Genomic DNA, 17,845 nt, shown 5'->3' with positions numbered 1-17,845 from the left:
GTCTCCGCTGTTCGCACTAAATGGATCAGGCCGTTTCCTGCTCTCCCTATCCCGGCCCCTGCCCCCCCACCCATAACTCCCGCCCGCAGGGAAAGGTGGGATTCCACTATCTATCATCTGCGACTAACGACGTTATTTCTCGCCGCAGGCATTACGGATTTTCCGATCTCACCTCGCCCCCCCGAAACTCCAGTTTTTGTTGTGCATTAACGTGATTTTTTCCGTGTAAACGATTTGTATACAATAACCAGGTGCTGTTTACAGCTGTAAGTATCGGAAATTGCGTGGGCAGGTAATAAGTGTCGCCTGTTGGCGTCAACAATCGTTTACAGCGGGGACGTCTTTGTTTTCAACCAATCCGCAATTAGACGAACATCGTTTTGCTGGTTTTACGCGCCTTTGTCAGTTTTGTTTTTGTTTCATTCAGGAAAACCATATTTTGGTATCCAAGTTGCTATTAACCTCCTCCAGAAGCCGCCTGCGGGCCAGGCCGCACACAACAACCACAAACAGGAGGAAGCACCCGTGAATACCATCGCCCTTGCAAAAAGCAACTTCGAACAGGAATACCGGCAAAAACTCTGCTCGGCTGCCGAAGCTGCCACCATTGTCAAATCGGGAGATCACCTCTGCTTTCCACTGGGCGTAGGCGAGCCGACCTTGTTCGTCAAGGCGCTCGCGGCACGAAAGCGTGAGCTCGAGGGGGTGGTGGTCAACCAGCAGCATCATCTCTGCCCTGACTACTTCACCGAGGACTCGACCCCGCACATCAAGGTCAACGCATGGTTCACCAGCCACGTCTCCCGCGAGGCGGTGCAGAAGGGGTGGGCGGACTTCGTCCCGAACCACTTCCACGAGGTGCCCAAGTTGCTGCGCGAGTACTGGCCGGTCGACGTTGCCGGAACCGTGGTCTCCCCGATGGACGAGTACGGTTACTTCACCTGCAGCCTGTCGGTAGGCTACACCATGGAGGCGGTGAAGAAGGCGGAGAAGGTGGTGGTGCAGGTCAATCCGCACGCGCCGCGCACCCACGGCAACTGCCATATCCACATCTCCGAGGTGGACCACATCATCGAGTGCCACGAGCCGCTCAAGGAGCTGGAGATTCCCAAAATCTCCCCGGTCGAGGAGGCCATCGGCGGGTACCTCGCCGAGATGGTCCCCGACGGCTCCTGCCTGCAGCTTGGCTGGGGAGGCATCCCCAACGCGGTCACCCGCGCGCTTTTGAGCAAGAAGGATCTCGGCGTGCACACCGAGCTCATGTCCGACGGGATCGTGGACCTGATGCTGGCCGGCGCGGTCAACAACTCCAGAAAGACCATCCACCGCGGCAAGGCCCTGGCTACCTTTGCGCTCGGGACCAAGCGCCTGTTCGACTTCATGCACGAAAACCCGATGATCGAGATGCACCCGGTCGACTACGTGAACGACCCGGCCGTGATAGGGAGCATCGACAACGTGGTCGCCATCAACGCCACCATCCAGGTCGACCTCTTAGGGCAGTGCTGCTCCGAATCGTTCGGTCACCTGCAGTGGAGCGGGACCGGCGGGCAGGCGGACTTCGCCCGCGGCGCCAACAGGTCGCGCGGCGGCAAAGCCTTCATCACCACAGCCTCCACCGCGAAAAACGGCGCCATCTCCTGTATCGTGCCGACGCTCACCGCGGGAGCGTCGGTCACCACCAGCAAGAACGACGTGGACCACGTGGTGACCGAGTTCGGCGTCGCCAAGCTCAGGGGGCAGACGGCGAAGCAGCGCGCCATGAACCTGATCAACGTGGCGCACCCGGACTTCCGCGGCGAACTGATGGAAGCGGCAAGAAGGATGAACAGGATCTAGCAAACCTGGTTCATCAGAGGCAAATCCCCCCTGTCCCCCCTTTGCAAAGGGGGGGACGCGAGGTCTCGTGCAGAGCTGTGGGCAGAGGTACCCTTATGCGAAGCTGGAGCTTGGGAACCAGGAAAAGCCGGAGCTTGGGAACCGAAAAACAGAGTCCCCGCCCCCGGAGGGGGAGGGGCAGGGAGGGGGACGGCGCCGTCCTCCCCCCTCCGGGGGAAGGAGAGCGGGGAGCTGGAGGGAACTTATGAGGCAGCCAGACCTGCGCCGACAATTGATGGGGTCGGATGAGAGCGGTCGAGGGGGCGGGAAGCCCCGCTCAACCTGCAGCCGTTTTGGAGGCCCTGCCCGGCGGGCTTGCCTCCGCCGCTCCCTCGCCGGTCGCCCGCGTGTTCTTCAGCACCGTGGCCAGGGTTATGGTGTCGAGGATGGCGCGGGTGACCGTGTCGATCTCGTTGGTCACGCTGTGCAGCTCCGAGACCACCGGCTCCGCCGCCTTGTTCCAGTGGGGGAGGTCGAGTTCGCTCTCCAGGGTCTCGAAGAGCTGGATGATGTCCAGCAAGGTGGTGCGGTTCACGTTGCCGGCGAAGCGGTAGCCGCCCCCTACGCCGCGCATCGCCTGGACCACACCCTGGTGCACGAGGTTGCGCATCACCTTGGCCAGGTGGTGCGAAGAGATGCCGTACTTGTCGGCGATGTCGGAGGTGGAAAGCTGCCGCTCAGGGTCGCTGGCCAGCTCCAGGACTGAGATAAGCGCGAAAAGGCTTGCCTTGTTTAGCTTCATGATCGTCTCGCTCCAATGCAGGCGCCGGGGCGCCGTCAGTCGATTCGTTTTTCCAGCTCGACGTAGCGCCCGGTCCGCATCCCCATGCCGCGGAAGAATGAGAGGGTGAGCTTGTTGTCGATGTCCACCATGGTGCGCACCGTGTCCACGCCGGCCTTTTTCAGGCGCTGGCAGATCTCGGTGAACATCCTGGTGCCGATCCCGCCTTCGCGGGTGGTATGGGACACCCTGAGGGCGAACACCCAGCCGCAGGGGGGGGAGCCGAACTCCCAGGCACGGACCTCGCCGATGATGAAGCCAACCGGCGACTTCCCTTCTTGCGCGACAAGGAAGACCCGGTCCGGACGTCCAGCCACCACGTAATGCTGGAAGATGCTCTGCCAGTACCCCGTCTTGTCCTCGTTGGGCGTCCGGTCCAAAGCGATGATGGCTTCCAAGTCGCTTGGAATGGCGTCCCTGATGGTTATCTTGCTCATTTCTCGACTCGCTCGCGATTGCCGTGCGCCGCAAGGCGCTCCCCCCGGCCGGGGAGGCGGCTGATCGCTGTTGGGATTGGTCCCCGCTCTTGGGGGAGTGGAAATTGGTAATTTAGTACCATGAAGGCAGGAAGTTCGCAAGCGTTACCTGGGAAATATCTTGCATATGTTATTTTTTCTTGACCCTAATTCGGCATAGTGATACCAATTTAACGCAATTGAAACGTTGTTCTGATAAATGTCGAGGCGGCTGCCGGTTGAGCCGGGGGCGAGGAAAAGGCGGGGTGGTCATGGAACAGTTTCGATACTATCTCAGGGTCCGCTACTACGAGTGCGACGCGCAGAAGGTGGTCTACAACGCGAACTACGCCAACTACGCGGGTTTGGCTACCACGGAATTCCTGAGGACGCTCGCGGGGTGGGACCTGTTGCAGGGAGACCTCGATTTCATGCTGGTGAGCCAGAACGTGCAGTGGCGCTCCCCGGCGCGCTTCGACGAGGTCCTGGAGATATCGGTGGCGGTGAAGGAGGTGGGAAACAGTTCGCTCACCATCGTCACCGACTTCAGGAGCGCCGGAAAAGACGCGGTGATCGCCTCGGCCGAGACGGTCCGGGTGCTGGTCGACGCCAAAACCCTGCAAAAGGTGGAGATCCCGCCGGAGCTGCGCCGTGCCTTCGAGAAGGGCGCCCCCGGCGTCGTGATGGACCACGCTGGTTACCTGCAGCTGGACGATTTTGTATTTTCCTAAAACAGCAGTTTTTTTCTTGACAGAAAAGTGGTATTAAAGTACTTATTTACTCAAATAGAAATCTGACGCGCAACTCAAACCATACAAAGAAGTTAAGGGGGAAGCCGTGGCAACTACCGACGAGATCATCAAGAGAACCGCACCGTCCCATCTGATCGATCACAACCTGATCGACCGCGAGGTGGAGAGCCTGTGCGACGGGATGGTGAAGTACGAGAAGCGTCCCGCGAAGAGAAAGGACGGAAGCCGGGTGCAGGGGCTGTACAACGCCTGGATCATCTTCAACAACCCCAAGCAGTTCAACTCCTATACCACCGACATGGTGAAGGCGACCATCCTGGCCTTCCGCCGCGCTTCCGTCGACCGCGAGGTAAGCGCCGTGGTCTTTACCGGCGTGGGGGAGAAGGCATTTTGCACCGGCGGCAATACCAAGGAGTACGCCGAGTACTACGCGGGCAACCCGCAGGAGTACCGCCAGTACATGAGGCTCTTCAACGACATGGTTTCCGCCATCCTTGGGTGCGACAAGCCGGTCGTCTGCAGGGTCAACGGGATGAGGATCGGTGGCGGTCAGGAGATCGGCATGGCCTGCGACTTCTCCGTCGCGCACGATCTTGCCAACTTCGGCCAGGCCGGCCCCAAGCACGGCTCCGCGGCCATCGGCGGCGCCACCGATTTTCTCCCGGTCATGATCGGCTGCGAGCAGGCCATGGTCTCCGGCACGCTTTGCGAGCCGTTCTCCGCCCACAAGGCGGCGCGTCTGGGGATCATCGCCGACGTGGTTCCGGCGCTCAAGATCGACGGCAAGTTCGTCCCGAACCCCACCGTCGTCACCGACAAGTTCATCGACGAGTACGGCCGCGTCATCCACGGCGAGTTCAGGACCGGGACCCAGTTCAAGGAAGGTCTGGCGCTGATCAAGGAAGGGGAGATCGACCTCTCCATGCTGGACCAGAAGGTGGAGGAGCTCTGCGCCAAGCTGATCGACACCTTCCCCGAGTGCATGACCAAGAGCCTGGAAGAACTGAGGAAGCCGAAGTTGAACGCCTGGAACGCCAACAAGGAGAACTCCAGGGCGTGGCTCGCGCTCAACATGATGAACGAGGCGCGCACCGGCTTCAGGGCCTTCAACGAGGGGACCAAGGAGACCGGCCGCGAGATCGAATTCGTGAAGCTGCGCCAGGGACTCGCCGTCGGGACCCCGTGGACCGAGGAGCTCGTGGAAAGCCTGATGCCGGGAGCGCAGAGGTAAGGCGGATCAAGATGTGCCGCGGCGGTGCGCGAGCTCTCCGCGGCACGCTTCAAAATGGTAAAAAAGTACTTTTATGCCGCAAACGGCATCGGTCCCGATCGTCGGAGCCCGAACTCAAGGTAACCACCAAGGGGTAACTATATGAGGTATGCAGAGACAGGATACGTGCTGGAAGTCGACCTGACCAAGGGGAACATCGAGAGGGTGGCGACCGATCCCAAGGACACCGAGCTTTACTTGGGCGGCTTAGGGACCAACGCCAAGCTTCTGTGGGACCGCGTCCCGGCTGACGTCGACGCCTTTTCTCCGGACAACCTTCTTATTTTCGCCGCCGGCCTTCTGTGCGGAACGCCGGCCACCGGGTGCAACCGCACCATAGTCTCCACCATCTCTCCGCAGACTAAGCTCATGGCCTTCTCGATGATGGGAGGTTTCTGGGCGCCGGAATTGAAGTACGCGGGGTACGACAAGGTGGTCCTGCGCGGCAAGTCGCAAAGCCTCGTCTATCTCTACATCAACAACGACAAGGTTGAGATCCGCGACGCCTCGCACCTGAAAGGGAAGGGGGCCATCGAGACCGCCGAGCTCATCAAGAAGGAGCTGAACGAGCCGAGAGCACAGGTCGCGGCCATCGGCCTCGCCGGCGAGAACCGGGTCTTCTACGCATCCATCGAGCAGGGTAGATCCTCCGCCTCCCGCGGCGGCATCGGAGCCGTGATGGGGGACAAGGGGGTCAAGGCGGTTGTTGTTCGCGGCACCAAGGACCTCTGCGTCGCCAAGCCTAAGGAGTTCAACGACCTCTGCGGCGAGGTGCTCGACTACATCAAGCACCGCGAGGACAACCCGATCCCCGACGTGATGCCGATCCTGGCAGGGCTTGGCAGCCCGCAGGAGATGAAGGTCCACGACGAGAAGTGGCACACCGAGAACTTCAACTGGGGCAACGCCCGCACCCGCCGCAAGGACTTCTGGACCGAGGAGGTTGACCACGCCTGGGCCGAGACCATGGAAAAGGCGAGGACCCGCCTCATCAGCTGCTTCAACTGTCCCATGAAGTGCGGCGCCACCATCTCCATGGAGGGGCTCCCCACCTACATGATGAAGTGCTTCACCAAGCTCACCTACACCATGGCGGCCTTCTCCGACCTCGACTTCGGCCTGAGGATGGCGCAGAAGGCGACCGAGTACGGCCTGGACGGCTTCTCCACCCCGCAGGTCATGGCCTTCGCGCTGGAGCTTTTGGAGAAGGGGATCCTGAAACAAAGCGACTTCCCCGGGATGCCCGAGGACAACGAGGCGAAGTTCTTCTACCTGCTGGACATGATCGTCAACCGCGACGGCATCGGCGACATCCTGGCCGAGGGTACCTACTGGGCCGCGAGGAAGATCGGCAACGGCGCCGAGGAGTTCGCCCACAACAACATCAAGAAGCACGAGCAGCTCCCCTTGAAGCTCTCCATGCTGAACCCCATCTACTACCTGATGTACTGCACCGGGGAGAAGATCAACATCACCCAGATCGAGGGGCAGTTCCCGCAGGCGCCGTACCCGAAAGTCGAGCAGCGCGAGGAGTTCGTCAAGGACTGGATCCAGGTTCCCGACGACAAGTTCAAGGACATCTTCCTGCAGTGGGAGCCGCGCGGCGAGAAGTCGATGCCCAACTTCCCGACCGTGGACATGTGCTGCGACATCGTGGACTGGCAGGAGATGATGCACTACATCGACGACGCGCTGGGGCAGTGCGCGGGGCTATCCTCCTTCCCGCTCAAGCCTCCGTACCACATCCACAACTACCCGAAGTTCATCTCCGCCGGCGCCGGCATCGAGATGGACAAGGAGAAGCTCATGAAGGCCGCCAAGCGCTACCGCACGCTGGTTAGGGCCATCAACATCCGCCGCGGCATGAGAAGGGTCGACGAGCAGCCGCCGGCGAACCACTGGAAGAACAGGTTCCCGGAGCTGGAGAAGGAGCTTCTCGATTCCTACTACAAGTTGAAGGGGTGGAACGACGACGGCATCCCGACCAAGGAGACCCTGGAGGAGTTGGGGCTTGGCTACGTGGCGAGGGAGTTCGAAAGGACCGGCGTCTATGACGGAAAGCCCGCCGTAACCGCCGCGGCCACGCAGCAGGAGACACTTTTAAGTGGAGGGGTACAGCCGTGAGCGAGACCAGGAAAAGAACCATCAAAACGATAAACATCGACGCCGACAAGTGCAACGGCTGCCGCGCCTGCGAGGTGATCTGCTCCTCCTTCCACGCCATGCCGCCCTACAGCAGCAACAACCCGGCCCGCTCCAGGGTCCGCGTGGTGCGCGACCCGCTTCGCGACATCTACATCCCGCTCTACGCGGGCGACTACACCGAGAGCGAGTGCATGGGGCGCGACAAGTTCGTGATCGACGGCAAGGAATACGACGAGTGCGGCTTCTGCCGCACCTCCTGCCCCTCGCGCGACCTCTTCCGCGAGCCGGACTCAGGCCTTCCCTTGAAGTGCGACCTCTGCGACGGCGAGCCGGAACCGCTCTGCGTCAAATGGTGCCTGGTCGGGGCGCTGTCGGTGACCGAGCGCGAGATCGAGGAACCGAGTGACGAGCAGAAGCACAACGAGCTGGAGGTAGGTCTCCAATCCCTGATGAAGAGGTTCGGGACCGAGAAGCTCCTCGATACGGTGGGCCAGATCACCAAAGGCTAACGAAGCTAACAACAAAGGACGGGTGCTATCGTGGAAACCGTGACTCCATTCAAAGAGATAATCGATGTCATCAAGGACAAGGGCGGCGATTCGCTCAAATACTGCTACCAGTGCGGTCTTTGCGACTCGGTCTGCCCCTGGAACCGGGTGCGGCAGTTCAGCATGCGCAAGGTGGTCAGGCAGGGGGTCTTCGGCCTCACCGAGATCGAGCAGGAAGAGATCTGGCGCTGCAGCACCTGCGGCACCTGTCCCAGCCGCTGCCCCAGGGGGGTGAACCAGATAGAGGCGGGGGTGGCGCTGAGGACCATGGGGGCGGAGTACGACGTCTACCCCGGCCACGTAAGCACCATCAGGAACGTGGTGGCGAGCCTCACCAGCGAGGGGAACTCCATCGGCGGCGAGCGCGCGAAAAGGGGGGACTGGGCCAAGGAGCTGCAGGTGAAGCCGTACGCGGAGGGGATGGAAGCCCTCTACTTCACCGGCTGCTACCTAAGCTACGACCCCAGGATGAGGAGGGTGGCCCAGGCCACCGCGACGATACTCAACAAGGCGGGGGTGAAGTTCGGCATCCTCGGCGACAAGGAGAGCTGCTGCGGGGAAAGCATCAGAAAGACCGGCAACGAGGAGCTCTTCAAGAAGCTCGCCAAGGAGAACATCAGGAACTTCATCGACCACGGCGTGAAGAAGGTGATCGTCTCCTCTCCCCACTGCTACCACACCTTCAAGAACGAGTACCCCGAGTTCATGGTGAACTTCGAGGTGGTCTTCATCTCCCAGTTGATCGAGCAGCTTATCAACGAGGGGAGGCTCGAGATCAAGGGGGAGTTCGCCAAGAAGGTCACCTATCACGACCCCTGCTACCTGGGGCGCCACAACGGCGTCTACGACGAACCGAGGAACGTGCTGAAAAAGGTGCCCGGCCTCGAGTTCACCGAGATGGCCGAAAACCGCGAACAGTCGCTTTGCTGCGGCGGTGGCGGCGGCAGGATCTGGATGGAGACCCCGAAGGAGGAGCGCTTCGCCGACTTGAGGCTCAGGCAGGCGGTCCAGGCTGGGGCCGAGGTGCTCGCCACCTCCTGCCCCTACTGCATCACCAACTTCACCGACTCGAGCCTCGACCTGGCCGATCACGAGAAGGTGGAGGTGAAGGACCTGACCGAGATCATCGCCGAGGTGATCTGACCACCGTGGCTTGCATCCAACGAACTCTAGTCGAAGGAAAACTTCTATGAATACCGCAGAGAGAAATATTGGTGACGTACTCATTGTCGGTGGAGGGATCAGCGGTATTCAGGCCGCGCTGGATCTCGCCAATTCCGGGTTCAGGGTCTTCCTGGTGGACAAGTCCCCCGCGCTTGGGGGGAAGATGTCCCAGCTGGACAAGACCTTCCCCACCAACGACTGCTCCATGTGCATCGAGAGCCCGAAGTTCATCGAGTGCTCCCGAAACCCCAACATCGAGATCATCACCTACACCGAGGTGGATCGCGTGGAAGGGGAGGCCGGGGACTTCAAGGTGACCCTCACCAAGAAGCCCAGGTACATCTCGGAGGAGAAGTGCACCGGGTGCAACATCTGCGTGGACTACTGCCCGGTGAAGATCCCGGACCCGTTCAACCAGAACCTCTCCGAGAACAAGGCGGTCCACATCTACTTCTCCCAGGCGGTGCCGCTGGTCACCTACGTCGACCCGGAAACCTGCCTCTACCTGAAGGAAGGTAAGTGCCAGATCTGCGTCGGCGCCTGCAAGACCAACGCGATCGACCTGCACCAGAAGCCGGAGACCTTCCAGATCGAGGTGGGCGCCATCATCCTCTCCCCCGGCTATTCCACCTTCGACCCGAAGCTTAGGGCCGACTTCGGCTACGGCAAGATGCAGAACGTGGTGACGAGCCTCGACTTCGAGCGCATCCTCTGCGCCACCGGCCCCTACGAGGGGGAGGTGCTGCGCCCCTCGGACAGAAAGCACCCGCACAAGATCGCCTGGATCCAGTGCGTCGGCTCGCGCCAGGTGACCCCGGGCGGCAACAACTACTGCTCCGCCGTCTGCTGCGCCTACTCGCAAAAGCAGGTGATCCTCGCGAAAGACCACAGCCCGACCCTTGAGGCCACCATCTTCCACAACGACGTCCGCGCCTACGGCAAGGACTTCGAGAGGTTCCACCAAAGGGCCGAGAAGCTCCCGGACGTCCGCTTCATCAGGAGCTACGTCACGGTGGGGAGGGAGATCGAGAGCACCAAGAACGTCACCATCCGCTACTCCACCGTCGACCAGGGGGTCAAGGAGGAGGAATTCGACATGGTGGTCCTCTCGGTGGGGTTGAACCCCCCGAAGGACGTCGAGGCGCTGGCTGCCAAGTTCGGCATCGAGCTCACCGACCAGAAGTTCTGCAAGAACAACCCCTACAACCCGATCGAGACCTCGAAGAAGGGGATCTTCGTCTCCGGCGCCTTCCAGGGCCCACTGGACATCCCCGAGTCGGTCCTGACCGCCAGCGGCGCCGACGCCCTCTGCGGACAGCTTCTCTCCTACCGGCGCCACAAGCTGGAGCGGGAGAGGGTCTACCCCGACGAGAAGGACGTCTCCAAGGAGGAGCTGAAGATCGGGGTGGTGGTCTGCTACTGCGGCGCCAACATCGGCCGCGTGGTCAACATCCCGGAGGTGATCGAGTACGCGGCGACGCTCCCGAACGTCTCCTGGGCCGGCGAGAACCTCTTCGCCTGCTCCACGGAAAACGCGAAGCAGATCTCGGATGCCATCGTCGCCAAGGGGCTGAACCGCGTGGTGCTCGCGGCCTGCACGCCGAGGACCCACGAGCCGCTCTTCAGGGACACCTGCCGCGAGGCGGGGCTGAACCAGTACTTCTTCGAGTTCGCCAACATCCGCGAGCACTGCTCCTGGGTCCACTCCCGCGAGAAGGAGAACGCGACCGAAAAGGCGAAGGAGATCGTCAGGATGGCGGTGGCCCGCGCCGCGCACCTGGAGCCCTTGCAGGAATTCCAGCTCCCGGTGGACCACACGGCGCTCGTCGTGGGCGGTGGGGTGGCCGGCATGACCGCCGCGCTCAACATGGCGGAGCAGGGCTTCGAGATCTACCTCGTCGAGAAGGACGACGACCTGGGGGGGATGGCGAGACGGCTCCACTACACCCTGGAGGGGACCGAGGTACAGCCCTTCCTGGAGGACCTGGTCAAGAAGGTGTACCGGCACCCGTCGATCCACGTCTGGACCGACTCCACCATCCTGGACGTCACGGGATACGTGGGTAACTTCACGACGCAGGTGGAAAGCCAGGGGAGGGTGCGCGAGGTGAAGCACGGGGTATCGCTTCTCGCCACCGGCGCCGCCGAGTACAAGCCGACCGAGTACCTCTGCGGCGAGAACGAGAACGTCCTGACCCAGCTGGAGCTGGAAGGGGAGATCGTCGCGGAAAGCGAAAGGGTGAAGGCGGCCCAGAGTGTCGTGATGATCCAGTGCGTAGGGTGCCGCCAGACCGACCGGAACTACTGCAGCCGGGTCTGCTGCAGCCAGGCGATCAAGAACGCCCTTAAGCTGAAAAAGATCAACCCCGAGATCGAGGTGCAGGTCATCTTCCGCGACATGCGCACCTACGGCCTGAAAGAGGTCTACTACCGGCAGGCCTGCGAGCAGAACGTGAAATTCATCCGCTACGAGGCGGACAAAAAGCCGGTGGTCGAGGCGCAAGGGGCGGGCTTCAAGGTCACCGTGCCCGACCCGGTCCTGGGGCAGCTGATGGAGCTCGAGGCGGACCTGGTGGTCTTGGCGGCGGCGGTGATACCGTCGGAGGCAAGCCAGGAGGCGGGGAAGCTCTTCAAGGTCTCCAACAACCCGGACGGCTTCTTCCAGGAGGCCCACGTGAAACTGAGGCCAGTGGATTTCAGCGCGGACGGCGTCTTCCTTTGCGGCACGGCCCACTATCCGAAGCACCTGACCGAGACCATCAGCCAGGCTTACGGGGCCGCGGGACGCGCGGTGGGGATCCTCTCCAAGGAGACGGTGACCGCATCGGGTTCGGTCTGCGACGTGAACGAGAATAACTGCGTATCCTGCGGGGCCTGCATCACCGCCTGCAAGTACGGGGCGATCAGCTTCGCGGACACCCCGAAGGGGAAAAAGGCCCGGGTGGAACCGATCCTTTGCAAAGGGGACGGCCTGTGCAACGCCAAGTGCCCGACCCAGGCGATCTACCTGAAGCACTACACCGACGACGCGATATTCGCCCAGATCGACGCGGCGCTTCCGCCCCTTCGTGGGGAATGAAAACCGGCGACAAGCCCCCCCGGCCGGCTGCGCCGGGGGGTAAACAAAGCCAGGAGAGATGCCTGGAAAGGAGGTAGACAATGACAACCGGAAAAGAGCATAAGCCCAGGGTCGTCGGTTTCCTGTGCACTTGGTGAGCGTACGGCGCTGCCGACCTGGCTGGAGTTTCCAGACTGCAATATACGACAGAGACGAAGATCATCAGGGTGATGTGCACCGGCAGGGTTGACCTGGCTTTCATCCTCAGGGCGTTCAGGCAAGGCGCCGACGGGGTGTTCATCGGGGGATGCTGGCCCGGCGAATGCCACTACGTCACCGAGGGTAACTACGACGTACTGAAGAACGTGCATATCGCCAAGAAGATGCTGCAAAGGATCGGCATCAACCCGGACCGCCTGAGGCTCGAGTGGATCTCGGCCTCGGAGGGGATGCGCTACGCCGAGGTGATGAACGAGTTCGGCAAGAACCTGAAGGAACTGGGCGCCTTGGGCAAGGGAGAGGGGATCGAGGAGCGCTCCCTGAAGCTCAGGATGGAAGCGGCCTACAACCTGGTCCCCTACGTGAAGCTGGTGGAGAGGGAGAGGATCAGGCAGCGCTTCAAGACCGAGGAGGAGTACGAGGCCTACTTCGCCAGCGAGGAGCTGGAGTCGCTCTTCGACGACCTGGTGACGGACAACCTGGCCGTGAGCCAGATGACGCTCCTTTTGAAGGAGAAGCCGCTTTCAACCGCCGAGATCGCCTCGGCGCTCAATCTCTCCGCGGCCGACGTCAACAGGCACATCAAGACATCGAGCAGGAAAGGGCTGGTCAAGTACGACGAGGATTTGAAGGCGTACGCGCTGGCTTAAGTAAGGAACGGGAGGGGGACAGGCACCTTCGGAGCCTGTCCCCCCATCCGGCCCCGAGAGCAGAAGGATTTTGGTAGCGGAAATAGCAACCCTTTAAGGAAGGACGGCCACCATGTGCATGGATATCGCGAAGATAGACAACATCATAGACAAGCATAACGCGGAGCAGAGCTCGCTGATCCAGATCCTTCTGGACATCCAGAGCGAGCACAACTGGCTCCCCAAGCAGGCACTGGACCGCGTCGGCGAGAGGCTGGACGTGCCGATGAGCCGGATCCAGCACATCACCACCTTCTACAAGGCCTTCAGCCAGGTTCCCAAGGGGCGCCACCAGATCCATGTCTGCATGGGCACCGCCTGCCACGTCCGTGGCGCGCAAAGGGTCCTGGACACCATCTCCGACGCGATCGGGATCAAGGCCGGCGAGACCGATGCGGAGCTTAAGTTCAGCCTCGAAACCGTGAACTGCCTGGGATGCTGCGCGCTGGGGCCGGTCATGGTGATCGACGGTGAGTATCATGGCAACGTGGCGCCTGCGCAGTCGGCGGAAGTGCTGAAAAACTACGAGTAAGGGATTCTTATGCCAAGGATAAATTCGCCCGCAGAATTGGAAGAATTCAGGAGAGCCATCCTGTCCAAACGGGATGACAAGAGGCCCTGCATCACGCTCTGCTCCGGCAGCGCCTGCCATGCCACGGGGAGCGAGAAGGTTGCCGACGCGATCATGGCCGAGTTGGAGAGCCACGGCCTCAAGGATCAGGTCGACGTCAGGAGGACCGGCTGCCACGGCTTCTGCGAGCAGGGACCGATCCTCGTGGTCTACCCCGAAGGGATCAGCTACCTGAAGGTGAAGCCGGAGGACGTCTGCGAGATCGTCTCCCATACCTTCAAGGAGAAGAAGCTGGTCGAGCGCCTGCTCTACGTGGACCCGAACACCGGGGACAAGTCGAGCCACGAGCACGACATCCCCTTCTACAAGAACCAGCAGCGCCTGATCCTGGGGCTCAACACCAAGATCGACCCGAAGAGCCTGGAGGATTACCTGGCCGTCGGCGGCTACCAGGCCATGGCCAAGGCGCTCCTGCAGATGACCCCGGAGCAGGTGATCGGCGAGGTCAAGCAGGCGAAGCTCAGGGGACGCGGCGGCGCCGGCTTCCCCTCCGGGACCAAGTGGGAGTTCGCCCGCAACGCGCCGGGGGACCAGAAGTACGTCGTGGTCAACTGCGACGAGGGGGACCCGGGGGCCTACATGGACCGCGCCCTCATGGAAGGTAACCCCTTTACCGTGCTCGAAGGGCTCCTGATCGGCGCCTACGCCATCGGCGCGAGCGAGGGTTACATCTACGTCCGGCAGGAATACCCGCTCGCCGTCGACAACCTGACCGTCGCCATCAGGGAGGCGGAGGAACACGGCTTCCTGGGGAAAAACATCCTCGGCTCCGGATTCGACTTCACCGTCAAGGTGCACCGCGGCGCGGGGGCCTTCATCTGCGGCGAGGAGACCTCCCTTCTCCAGTCGCTGGAAGGAAAGCCCGGCGAGCCCAAACCGAGGCCGCCTTTCCCGGCGGTCCGCGGCCTCTGGGGCAAACCGACCAACATCAACAACGTGGAGACCTGGGCCAACATCCCGGTGATCATCAACAAGGGGGCCGAGTACTTCAGTTCCATCGGGACCGAGAGCAGCAAGGGGACCAAGGTCTTCTCCCTGGTGGGGAAGGTCAACAACACCGGTCTCGTCGAGGTCCCCATGGGGATGCCGCTTCGCGACATCATCTTCAAGATCGGCGGCGGGGTCCCCAACGGCAAGAAGTTCAAGGCCGTGCAGACCGGCGGCCCTTCCGGCGGCTGCATTCCCGAGGAATACCTGGACGTCAAGGTCGACTTCGACGAGTTGATGAAGATGGGCGCCATGATGGGGTCGGGCGGCATGATCGTCATGGACGAGGACACCTGCCTCGTCGACATCGCCCGGTACTTCCTGGAGTTCTTGAGCGACGAGTCCTGCGGCAAGTGCGTCCCCTGCCGTGAAGGCATACGCCAGATGCTCAAGGTGATGACCGCCATCACCCAGGGCAAGGGTAAGGAAGGGGACATCGAACTCCTGGAGAACATGGCGATGGCGACGCAAGGGGCGGCGCTCTGCGCCCTCGGCAAGACCGCTCCCAACCCGGTCCTCTCGACCCTCAAGTACTTCCGTCACGAGTACGAGGCCCACATCAAGGAGAAGAGGTGCCCGGCGCTTTCCTGCAAGGAGCTGATCGCCTTCCACATCGAGCCGGCGAAGTGCAAAGGGTGCGGCAGCTGTCTCAGGAAGTGCCCCGCCAACGCCATCGAGGGTGGCAAGAAGACCATCCACGTCATCGACCAGGAGAAGTGCACCAAGTGCGGCACCTGTATCGAAGCCTGCCCGGCGGCTTTCCAGGCCATAAGCAAGCTTTCCGGAGTGCCGGTGCCGGAGCCGCCCGCGCCGTCGGCGCGGGCCTTGGCCTAACTGGACAACTTTGCAGCCACTCCCTTTTTTCCTCCCTCTCCCTTTGGGAGAGGGGCGGGGTGAGGGAGTCCGTACCAGGCACAATCCAAGCTTCGTGGCAGCGCCCTCACCCCCAGCCCCTCTCCCGAGGGGCGAGGGGGGCGCCTGAAAGGAATACAACATGAGCGAAATCGTCCTGCAGATAGATGGAAAAGAGGTCAAGGCCCAGGAGGGGATGACCATAGTTGAGGCGGCGAAAACGGTAGGGATCGAGATCCCCACCCTGTGCCACCACGAGAAGCTCGAGCCGTACGGCGCCTGCCGTATCTGCACCGTCGAGGCCGAAAGCAACGGCAGGAAAACCCTGGTCGCCGGCTGCCTCTACCCGGTCGAGAGCGGCATGGTGGTGCAGACCAAGACCGAGAAGCTCCACTCGATACGCAAGGTGCTGGTGGAGCAGATGCTGGCCCACGCGCCCGACGCCCCGCAGCTGGTCGAGTTGGCCAAGGAGTACGGGGCCGACAAGGACCGCTTCGACAAGGACCCCTCTTTCTGCATTCTGTGCGGGCTCTGCGTCAGGTACTGCGCCGAGGTGAAGCAAAAGCACGCCATAGGGTACATGGACCGCGGCCCCAGGCGCGAGATCAGCTTCATCCCTGACGTTGCGGCCAAGGAGTGCTGGGACTGCAAGGAATGCTTCCCGCTCTGTCCCACCTCCGCGCTCCAGGCGGCCTACGTGCTGACCGAGGCGCTCCTCCCCGAGCAGCCGGAAGAAGAGGCGGACTGCTCCTGCAGTTCAGGGTGCTGCGGCGGCTAGTCGAGGAAACTCTGTCCACTCTCCTCCCTCCGGGGATGAGGAAAAGAGTCCCGCTTCAGGGGAGGGAACTGGAAAAAAGTTCTTTCTCCAGGGAAGTTGGGGAGACCAAAAAGCGGGTGCCGGCTTTCCATCGGGCAGCCCACAGGTGCTGCAAACGGATGCGAGTGGATTGCGGGCACTTCGCGGAAAAGGCCCGGGGGCTATCCCTGGGCCTTTTCTCCTGCTGCGCTGCTTGACCCACGCTTGAAGTACATGATTAGAACCAAGTTTCATAAATTGGTACTCCACTGCCATTTAGTGCTTGACAGCAAATTGGTATTTTAGTACTAAATTACACAAGCTGATGCGAAACAAAATAACTCAGGAGGTGGCCGATGAGGTTCGGGCTAACGGATGAACAGAAGATGATGCAGGATATGGCGAGGGATTTCGCGCAGAAGGAAATCCTGCCCACGCTCAAGGAAGACGAGATAAACCACACCTTCCGCCCCGAACTGGTCAAGAAGATGGCCGGTCTGGGCTTTTTCGGCTGCGCCCTTCCTGAGGAATACGGCGGCAACGGCTGCGGCTTCCTGGAGTCCGTCATCCTGGCCGAGCAGTTGGCCACCGTAAGCGGCTCGTCGAGGCTGCCGCTGAACATGCAGAACATAGGTCCCTCCTTGACGGTCAACAAGTTCGGCACCAAGGAGCAGAAAGAGCGCTTCATCCCGGACTGGGTCAGCGCCGAGTCCTTCGGCTTCTTCGCCATCACCGAGCCCAACTCCGGCTCAGACGTCGTGAGCATGGGGACCACCGCCACCGACCGCGGCGACCATTGGGAGATCAACGGCCAGAAGATGTGGATCTCCAACGCCCACGTGGGTGACTGGGGGCTTCTCTATGCCGTCACCGACCGCGCCGCCAAGCATAAGGGGATGACCTGCTTCATCATCAACCTCAAGGGGAACGAGGGGATCATCACCGCCGCCATCGAGTCCAAGGTAGGGCTTCACTGCGCCCCGACCGGCGAGATCTCCTTCAACCAGGCGAAGATCCCCAAGGACGCGGTCCTGGGCGAGGTAGGGCAGGGTTTCCAGATCTGCATGTGGCAGCTGAACAACACCCGCATCAGCTGTGCGGCCGGAGCGCTCGGTATCGGAGCCGGCGCCATCGAGGCAGCCATCGGCTACGCCAACGAGAGGACCCAGTTCGGCAAGAAGATCGGCTCGTACCAGATGATCCAGGCCTCCATCGCCGAGATGGTTGCCGAGCACGAGGCGGCTCGTCTTCTGGTGTACCAGGCCGCCTGGCTCAAGGACCAGGGGCTTCCCAACCAGTACCAGACCTCGATGGCGAAGCTCTTTGCCTCCGAAGCAGCGGTCCACGCGGCGACCGAGACCATGAAGATCTTCGGGAGCTACGGCTTCTCCACCGAGTACCCGGCCGAGCGCTGGCTGCGCGACTCCATGTCGCTTAGGACCGTTGAAGGGACCAGCAACATCCAGAAGACCATCATCGCCGGCTTCGCCCTGGGCGACGCGGTGAATCGCTAGACAAGGGGTGCTGCAATGTCCCCTCCCCCCTCCGGGGGGAGGAGCACTCTAATCGAAATGACCGCCTGGTGCAGCGTGTGAACGCCATGCGAAGCCTTGGCTGTCG

14 protein-coding genes are annotated in these 17,845 nt (G+C 61.7%); 12 read left to right on the top strand and 2 right to left on the bottom strand.

Translation table 11 applies throughout. From position 1 onward, the window contains the following. Nucleotides 1-525: 525 nt before the first annotated feature. Entirely contained in the window at nucleotides 526-1,839 is a 1,314-nt protein-coding gene (locus tag GEOBRER4_RS15135; RefSeq protein ID WP_185243012.1) for an acetyl-CoA hydrolase/transferase family protein, read from the top strand. A gap of 316 nt (nucleotides 1,840-2,155) precedes the next feature. Here GEOBRER4_RS15135 and GEOBRER4_RS15130 read toward each other — a convergent pair whose 3' ends face one another. Together GEOBRER4_RS15130 and GEOBRER4_RS15125 are read right to left on the bottom strand one after the other, a co-directional pair. Beyond that, nucleotides 2,156-2,620: an Rrf2 family transcriptional regulator gene (locus GEOBRER4_RS15130; protein WP_085811838.1), complete on the bottom strand. Its 465-nt coding sequence runs from the start codon at nucleotides 2,618-2,620 to the stop codon at nucleotides 2,156-2,158. Nucleotides 2,621-2,655: 35 nt separating this feature from the next. Continuing rightward, nucleotides 2,656-3,096 carry a GNAT family N-acetyltransferase gene (locus GEOBRER4_RS15125; RefSeq protein ID WP_185243011.1) on the bottom strand — a complete coding sequence of 147 codons (441 nt, stop codon included), beginning with the start codon at nucleotides 3,094-3,096 and terminating at the stop codon, nucleotides 2,656-2,658. 290 nt (nucleotides 3,097-3,386) lie between these two features. On the opposite strand from GEOBRER4_RS15125, the gene GEOBRER4_RS15120 reads away from it, so the two are divergent. From GEOBRER4_RS15120 to GEOBRER4_RS15070, 11 genes are all read left to right on the top strand, one after another. Then, nucleotides 3,387-3,845, top strand: coding sequence for an acyl-CoA thioesterase (locus GEOBRER4_RS15120; RefSeq protein WP_185243010.1), 459 nt, complete (start codon nucleotides 3,387-3,389; stop codon nucleotides 3,843-3,845). A 106-nt stretch (nucleotides 3,846-3,951) separates the two neighbouring features. Beyond that, on the top strand, nucleotides 3,952-5,097 hold the full coding sequence (gene oah / locus GEOBRER4_RS15115) for a 6-oxocyclohex-1-ene-1-carbonyl-CoA hydratase (RefSeq protein ID WP_185243009.1): 1,146 nt from the start codon (nucleotides 3,952-3,954) through the stop codon (nucleotides 5,095-5,097). A 141-nt stretch (nucleotides 5,098-5,238) separates the two neighbouring features. Beyond that, on the top strand, nucleotides 5,239-7,260 hold the full coding sequence (locus GEOBRER4_RS15110; RefSeq protein ID WP_185243008.1) for an aldehyde ferredoxin oxidoreductase family protein: 2,022 nt from the start codon (nucleotides 5,239-5,241) through the stop codon (nucleotides 7,258-7,260). Then, nucleotides 7,257-7,790: a 4Fe-4S dicluster domain-containing protein gene (locus GEOBRER4_RS15105; RefSeq protein WP_185243007.1), complete on the top strand. Its 534-nt coding sequence runs from the start codon at nucleotides 7,257-7,259 to the stop codon at nucleotides 7,788-7,790. Before GEOBRER4_RS15110 ends, GEOBRER4_RS15105 begins: the two co-directional genes overlap by 4 nt. Before the next feature lie 30 nt (nucleotides 7,791-7,820). Further along, nucleotides 7,821-8,972, top strand: a complete 1,152-nt coding sequence (locus GEOBRER4_RS15100) for a (Fe-S)-binding protein (protein ID WP_085811844.1) — start codon at nucleotides 7,821-7,823, stop codon at nucleotides 8,970-8,972. A 46-nt stretch (nucleotides 8,973-9,018) separates the two neighbouring features. Next, the gene (locus GEOBRER4_RS15095) at nucleotides 9,019-12,072 is read left to right on the top strand and encodes a CoB--CoM heterodisulfide reductase iron-sulfur subunit A family protein (RefSeq protein ID WP_185243006.1); all 3,054 of its coding nucleotides are present in this window, start codon (nucleotides 9,019-9,021) and stop codon (nucleotides 12,070-12,072) included. An 80-nt stretch (nucleotides 12,073-12,152) separates the two neighbouring features. Beyond that, nucleotides 12,153-12,920: a hydrogenase iron-sulfur subunit gene (locus GEOBRER4_RS15090; RefSeq protein WP_185243005.1), complete on the top strand. Its 768-nt coding sequence runs from the start codon at nucleotides 12,153-12,155 to the stop codon at nucleotides 12,918-12,920. A gap of 112 nt (nucleotides 12,921-13,032) precedes the next feature. After that, the gene (locus tag GEOBRER4_RS15085) at nucleotides 13,033-13,491 is read left to right on the top strand and encodes a complex I 24 kDa subunit family protein (protein ID WP_015838062.1); all 459 of its coding nucleotides are present in this window, start codon (nucleotides 13,033-13,035) and stop codon (nucleotides 13,489-13,491) included. Nucleotides 13,492-13,500: 9 nt separating this feature from the next. Further along, nucleotides 13,501-15,411 (top strand): NADH-quinone oxidoreductase subunit NuoF, encoded by a 1,911-nt coding sequence (nuoF, locus tag GEOBRER4_RS15080; protein ID WP_185243004.1) that lies wholly within the window; start codon nucleotides 13,501-13,503, stop codon nucleotides 15,409-15,411. A 160-nt stretch (nucleotides 15,412-15,571) separates the two neighbouring features. After that, nucleotides 15,572-16,207: a 2Fe-2S iron-sulfur cluster-binding protein gene (locus GEOBRER4_RS15075; RefSeq protein ID WP_185243003.1), complete on the top strand. Its 636-nt coding sequence runs from the start codon at nucleotides 15,572-15,574 to the stop codon at nucleotides 16,205-16,207. 374 nt (nucleotides 16,208-16,581) lie between these two features. Beyond that, the gene (locus GEOBRER4_RS15070) at nucleotides 16,582-17,739 is read left to right on the top strand and encodes an acyl-CoA dehydrogenase family protein (RefSeq protein ID WP_185243002.1); all 1,158 of its coding nucleotides are present in this window, start codon (nucleotides 16,582-16,584) and stop codon (nucleotides 17,737-17,739) included. The last annotated feature ends 106 nt before the right edge of the window (nucleotides 17,740-17,845 follow it).

Source organism: Citrifermentans bremense, from assembly GCF_014218275.1.
Classification (GTDB): Bacteria; Desulfobacterota; Desulfuromonadia; order Geobacterales; family Geobacteraceae; genus Geomonas; species Geomonas pelophila.
The sequence above is the reverse complement of the archived record's forward strand: the minus strand, read 5'-3'. Positions and strand labels throughout refer to the sequence as shown.

What these genes read in the sequence shown, in the direction of transcription:
- GEOBRER4_RS15110 (WP_185243008.1), top strand. Translation starts at nt 5,239, where the DNA reads ATGAGGTATGCAGAGACAGGATACGTGCTGGAAGTCGACCTGACCAAG.
- GEOBRER4_RS15130 (WP_085811838.1), bottom strand. Translation starts at nt 2,620, where the DNA reads ATGAAGCTAAACAAGGCAAGCCTTTTCGCGCTTATCTCAGTCCTGGAG.
- GEOBRER4_RS15095 (WP_185243006.1), top strand. Translation starts at nt 9,019, where the DNA reads ATGAATACCGCAGAGAGAAATATTGGTGACGTACTCATTGTCGGTGGA.
- GEOBRER4_RS15125 (WP_185243011.1), bottom strand. Translation starts at nt 3,096, where the DNA reads ATGAGCAAGATAACCATCAGGGACGCCATTCCAAGCGACTTGGAAGCC.
- GEOBRER4_RS15070 (WP_185243002.1), top strand. Translation starts at nt 16,582, where the DNA reads ATGAGGTTCGGGCTAACGGATGAACAGAAGATGATGCAGGATATGGCG.
- nuoF (WP_185243004.1), top strand. Translation starts at nt 13,501, where the DNA reads ATGCCAAGGATAAATTCGCCCGCAGAATTGGAAGAATTCAGGAGAGCC.
- GEOBRER4_RS15085 (WP_015838062.1), top strand. Translation starts at nt 13,033, where the DNA reads ATGTGCATGGATATCGCGAAGATAGACAACATCATAGACAAGCATAAC.
- GEOBRER4_RS15120 (WP_185243010.1), top strand. Translation starts at nt 3,387, where the DNA reads ATGGAACAGTTTCGATACTATCTCAGGGTCCGCTACTACGAGTGCGAC.
- GEOBRER4_RS15075 (WP_185243003.1), top strand. Translation starts at nt 15,572, where the DNA reads ATGAGCGAAATCGTCCTGCAGATAGATGGAAAAGAGGTCAAGGCCCAG.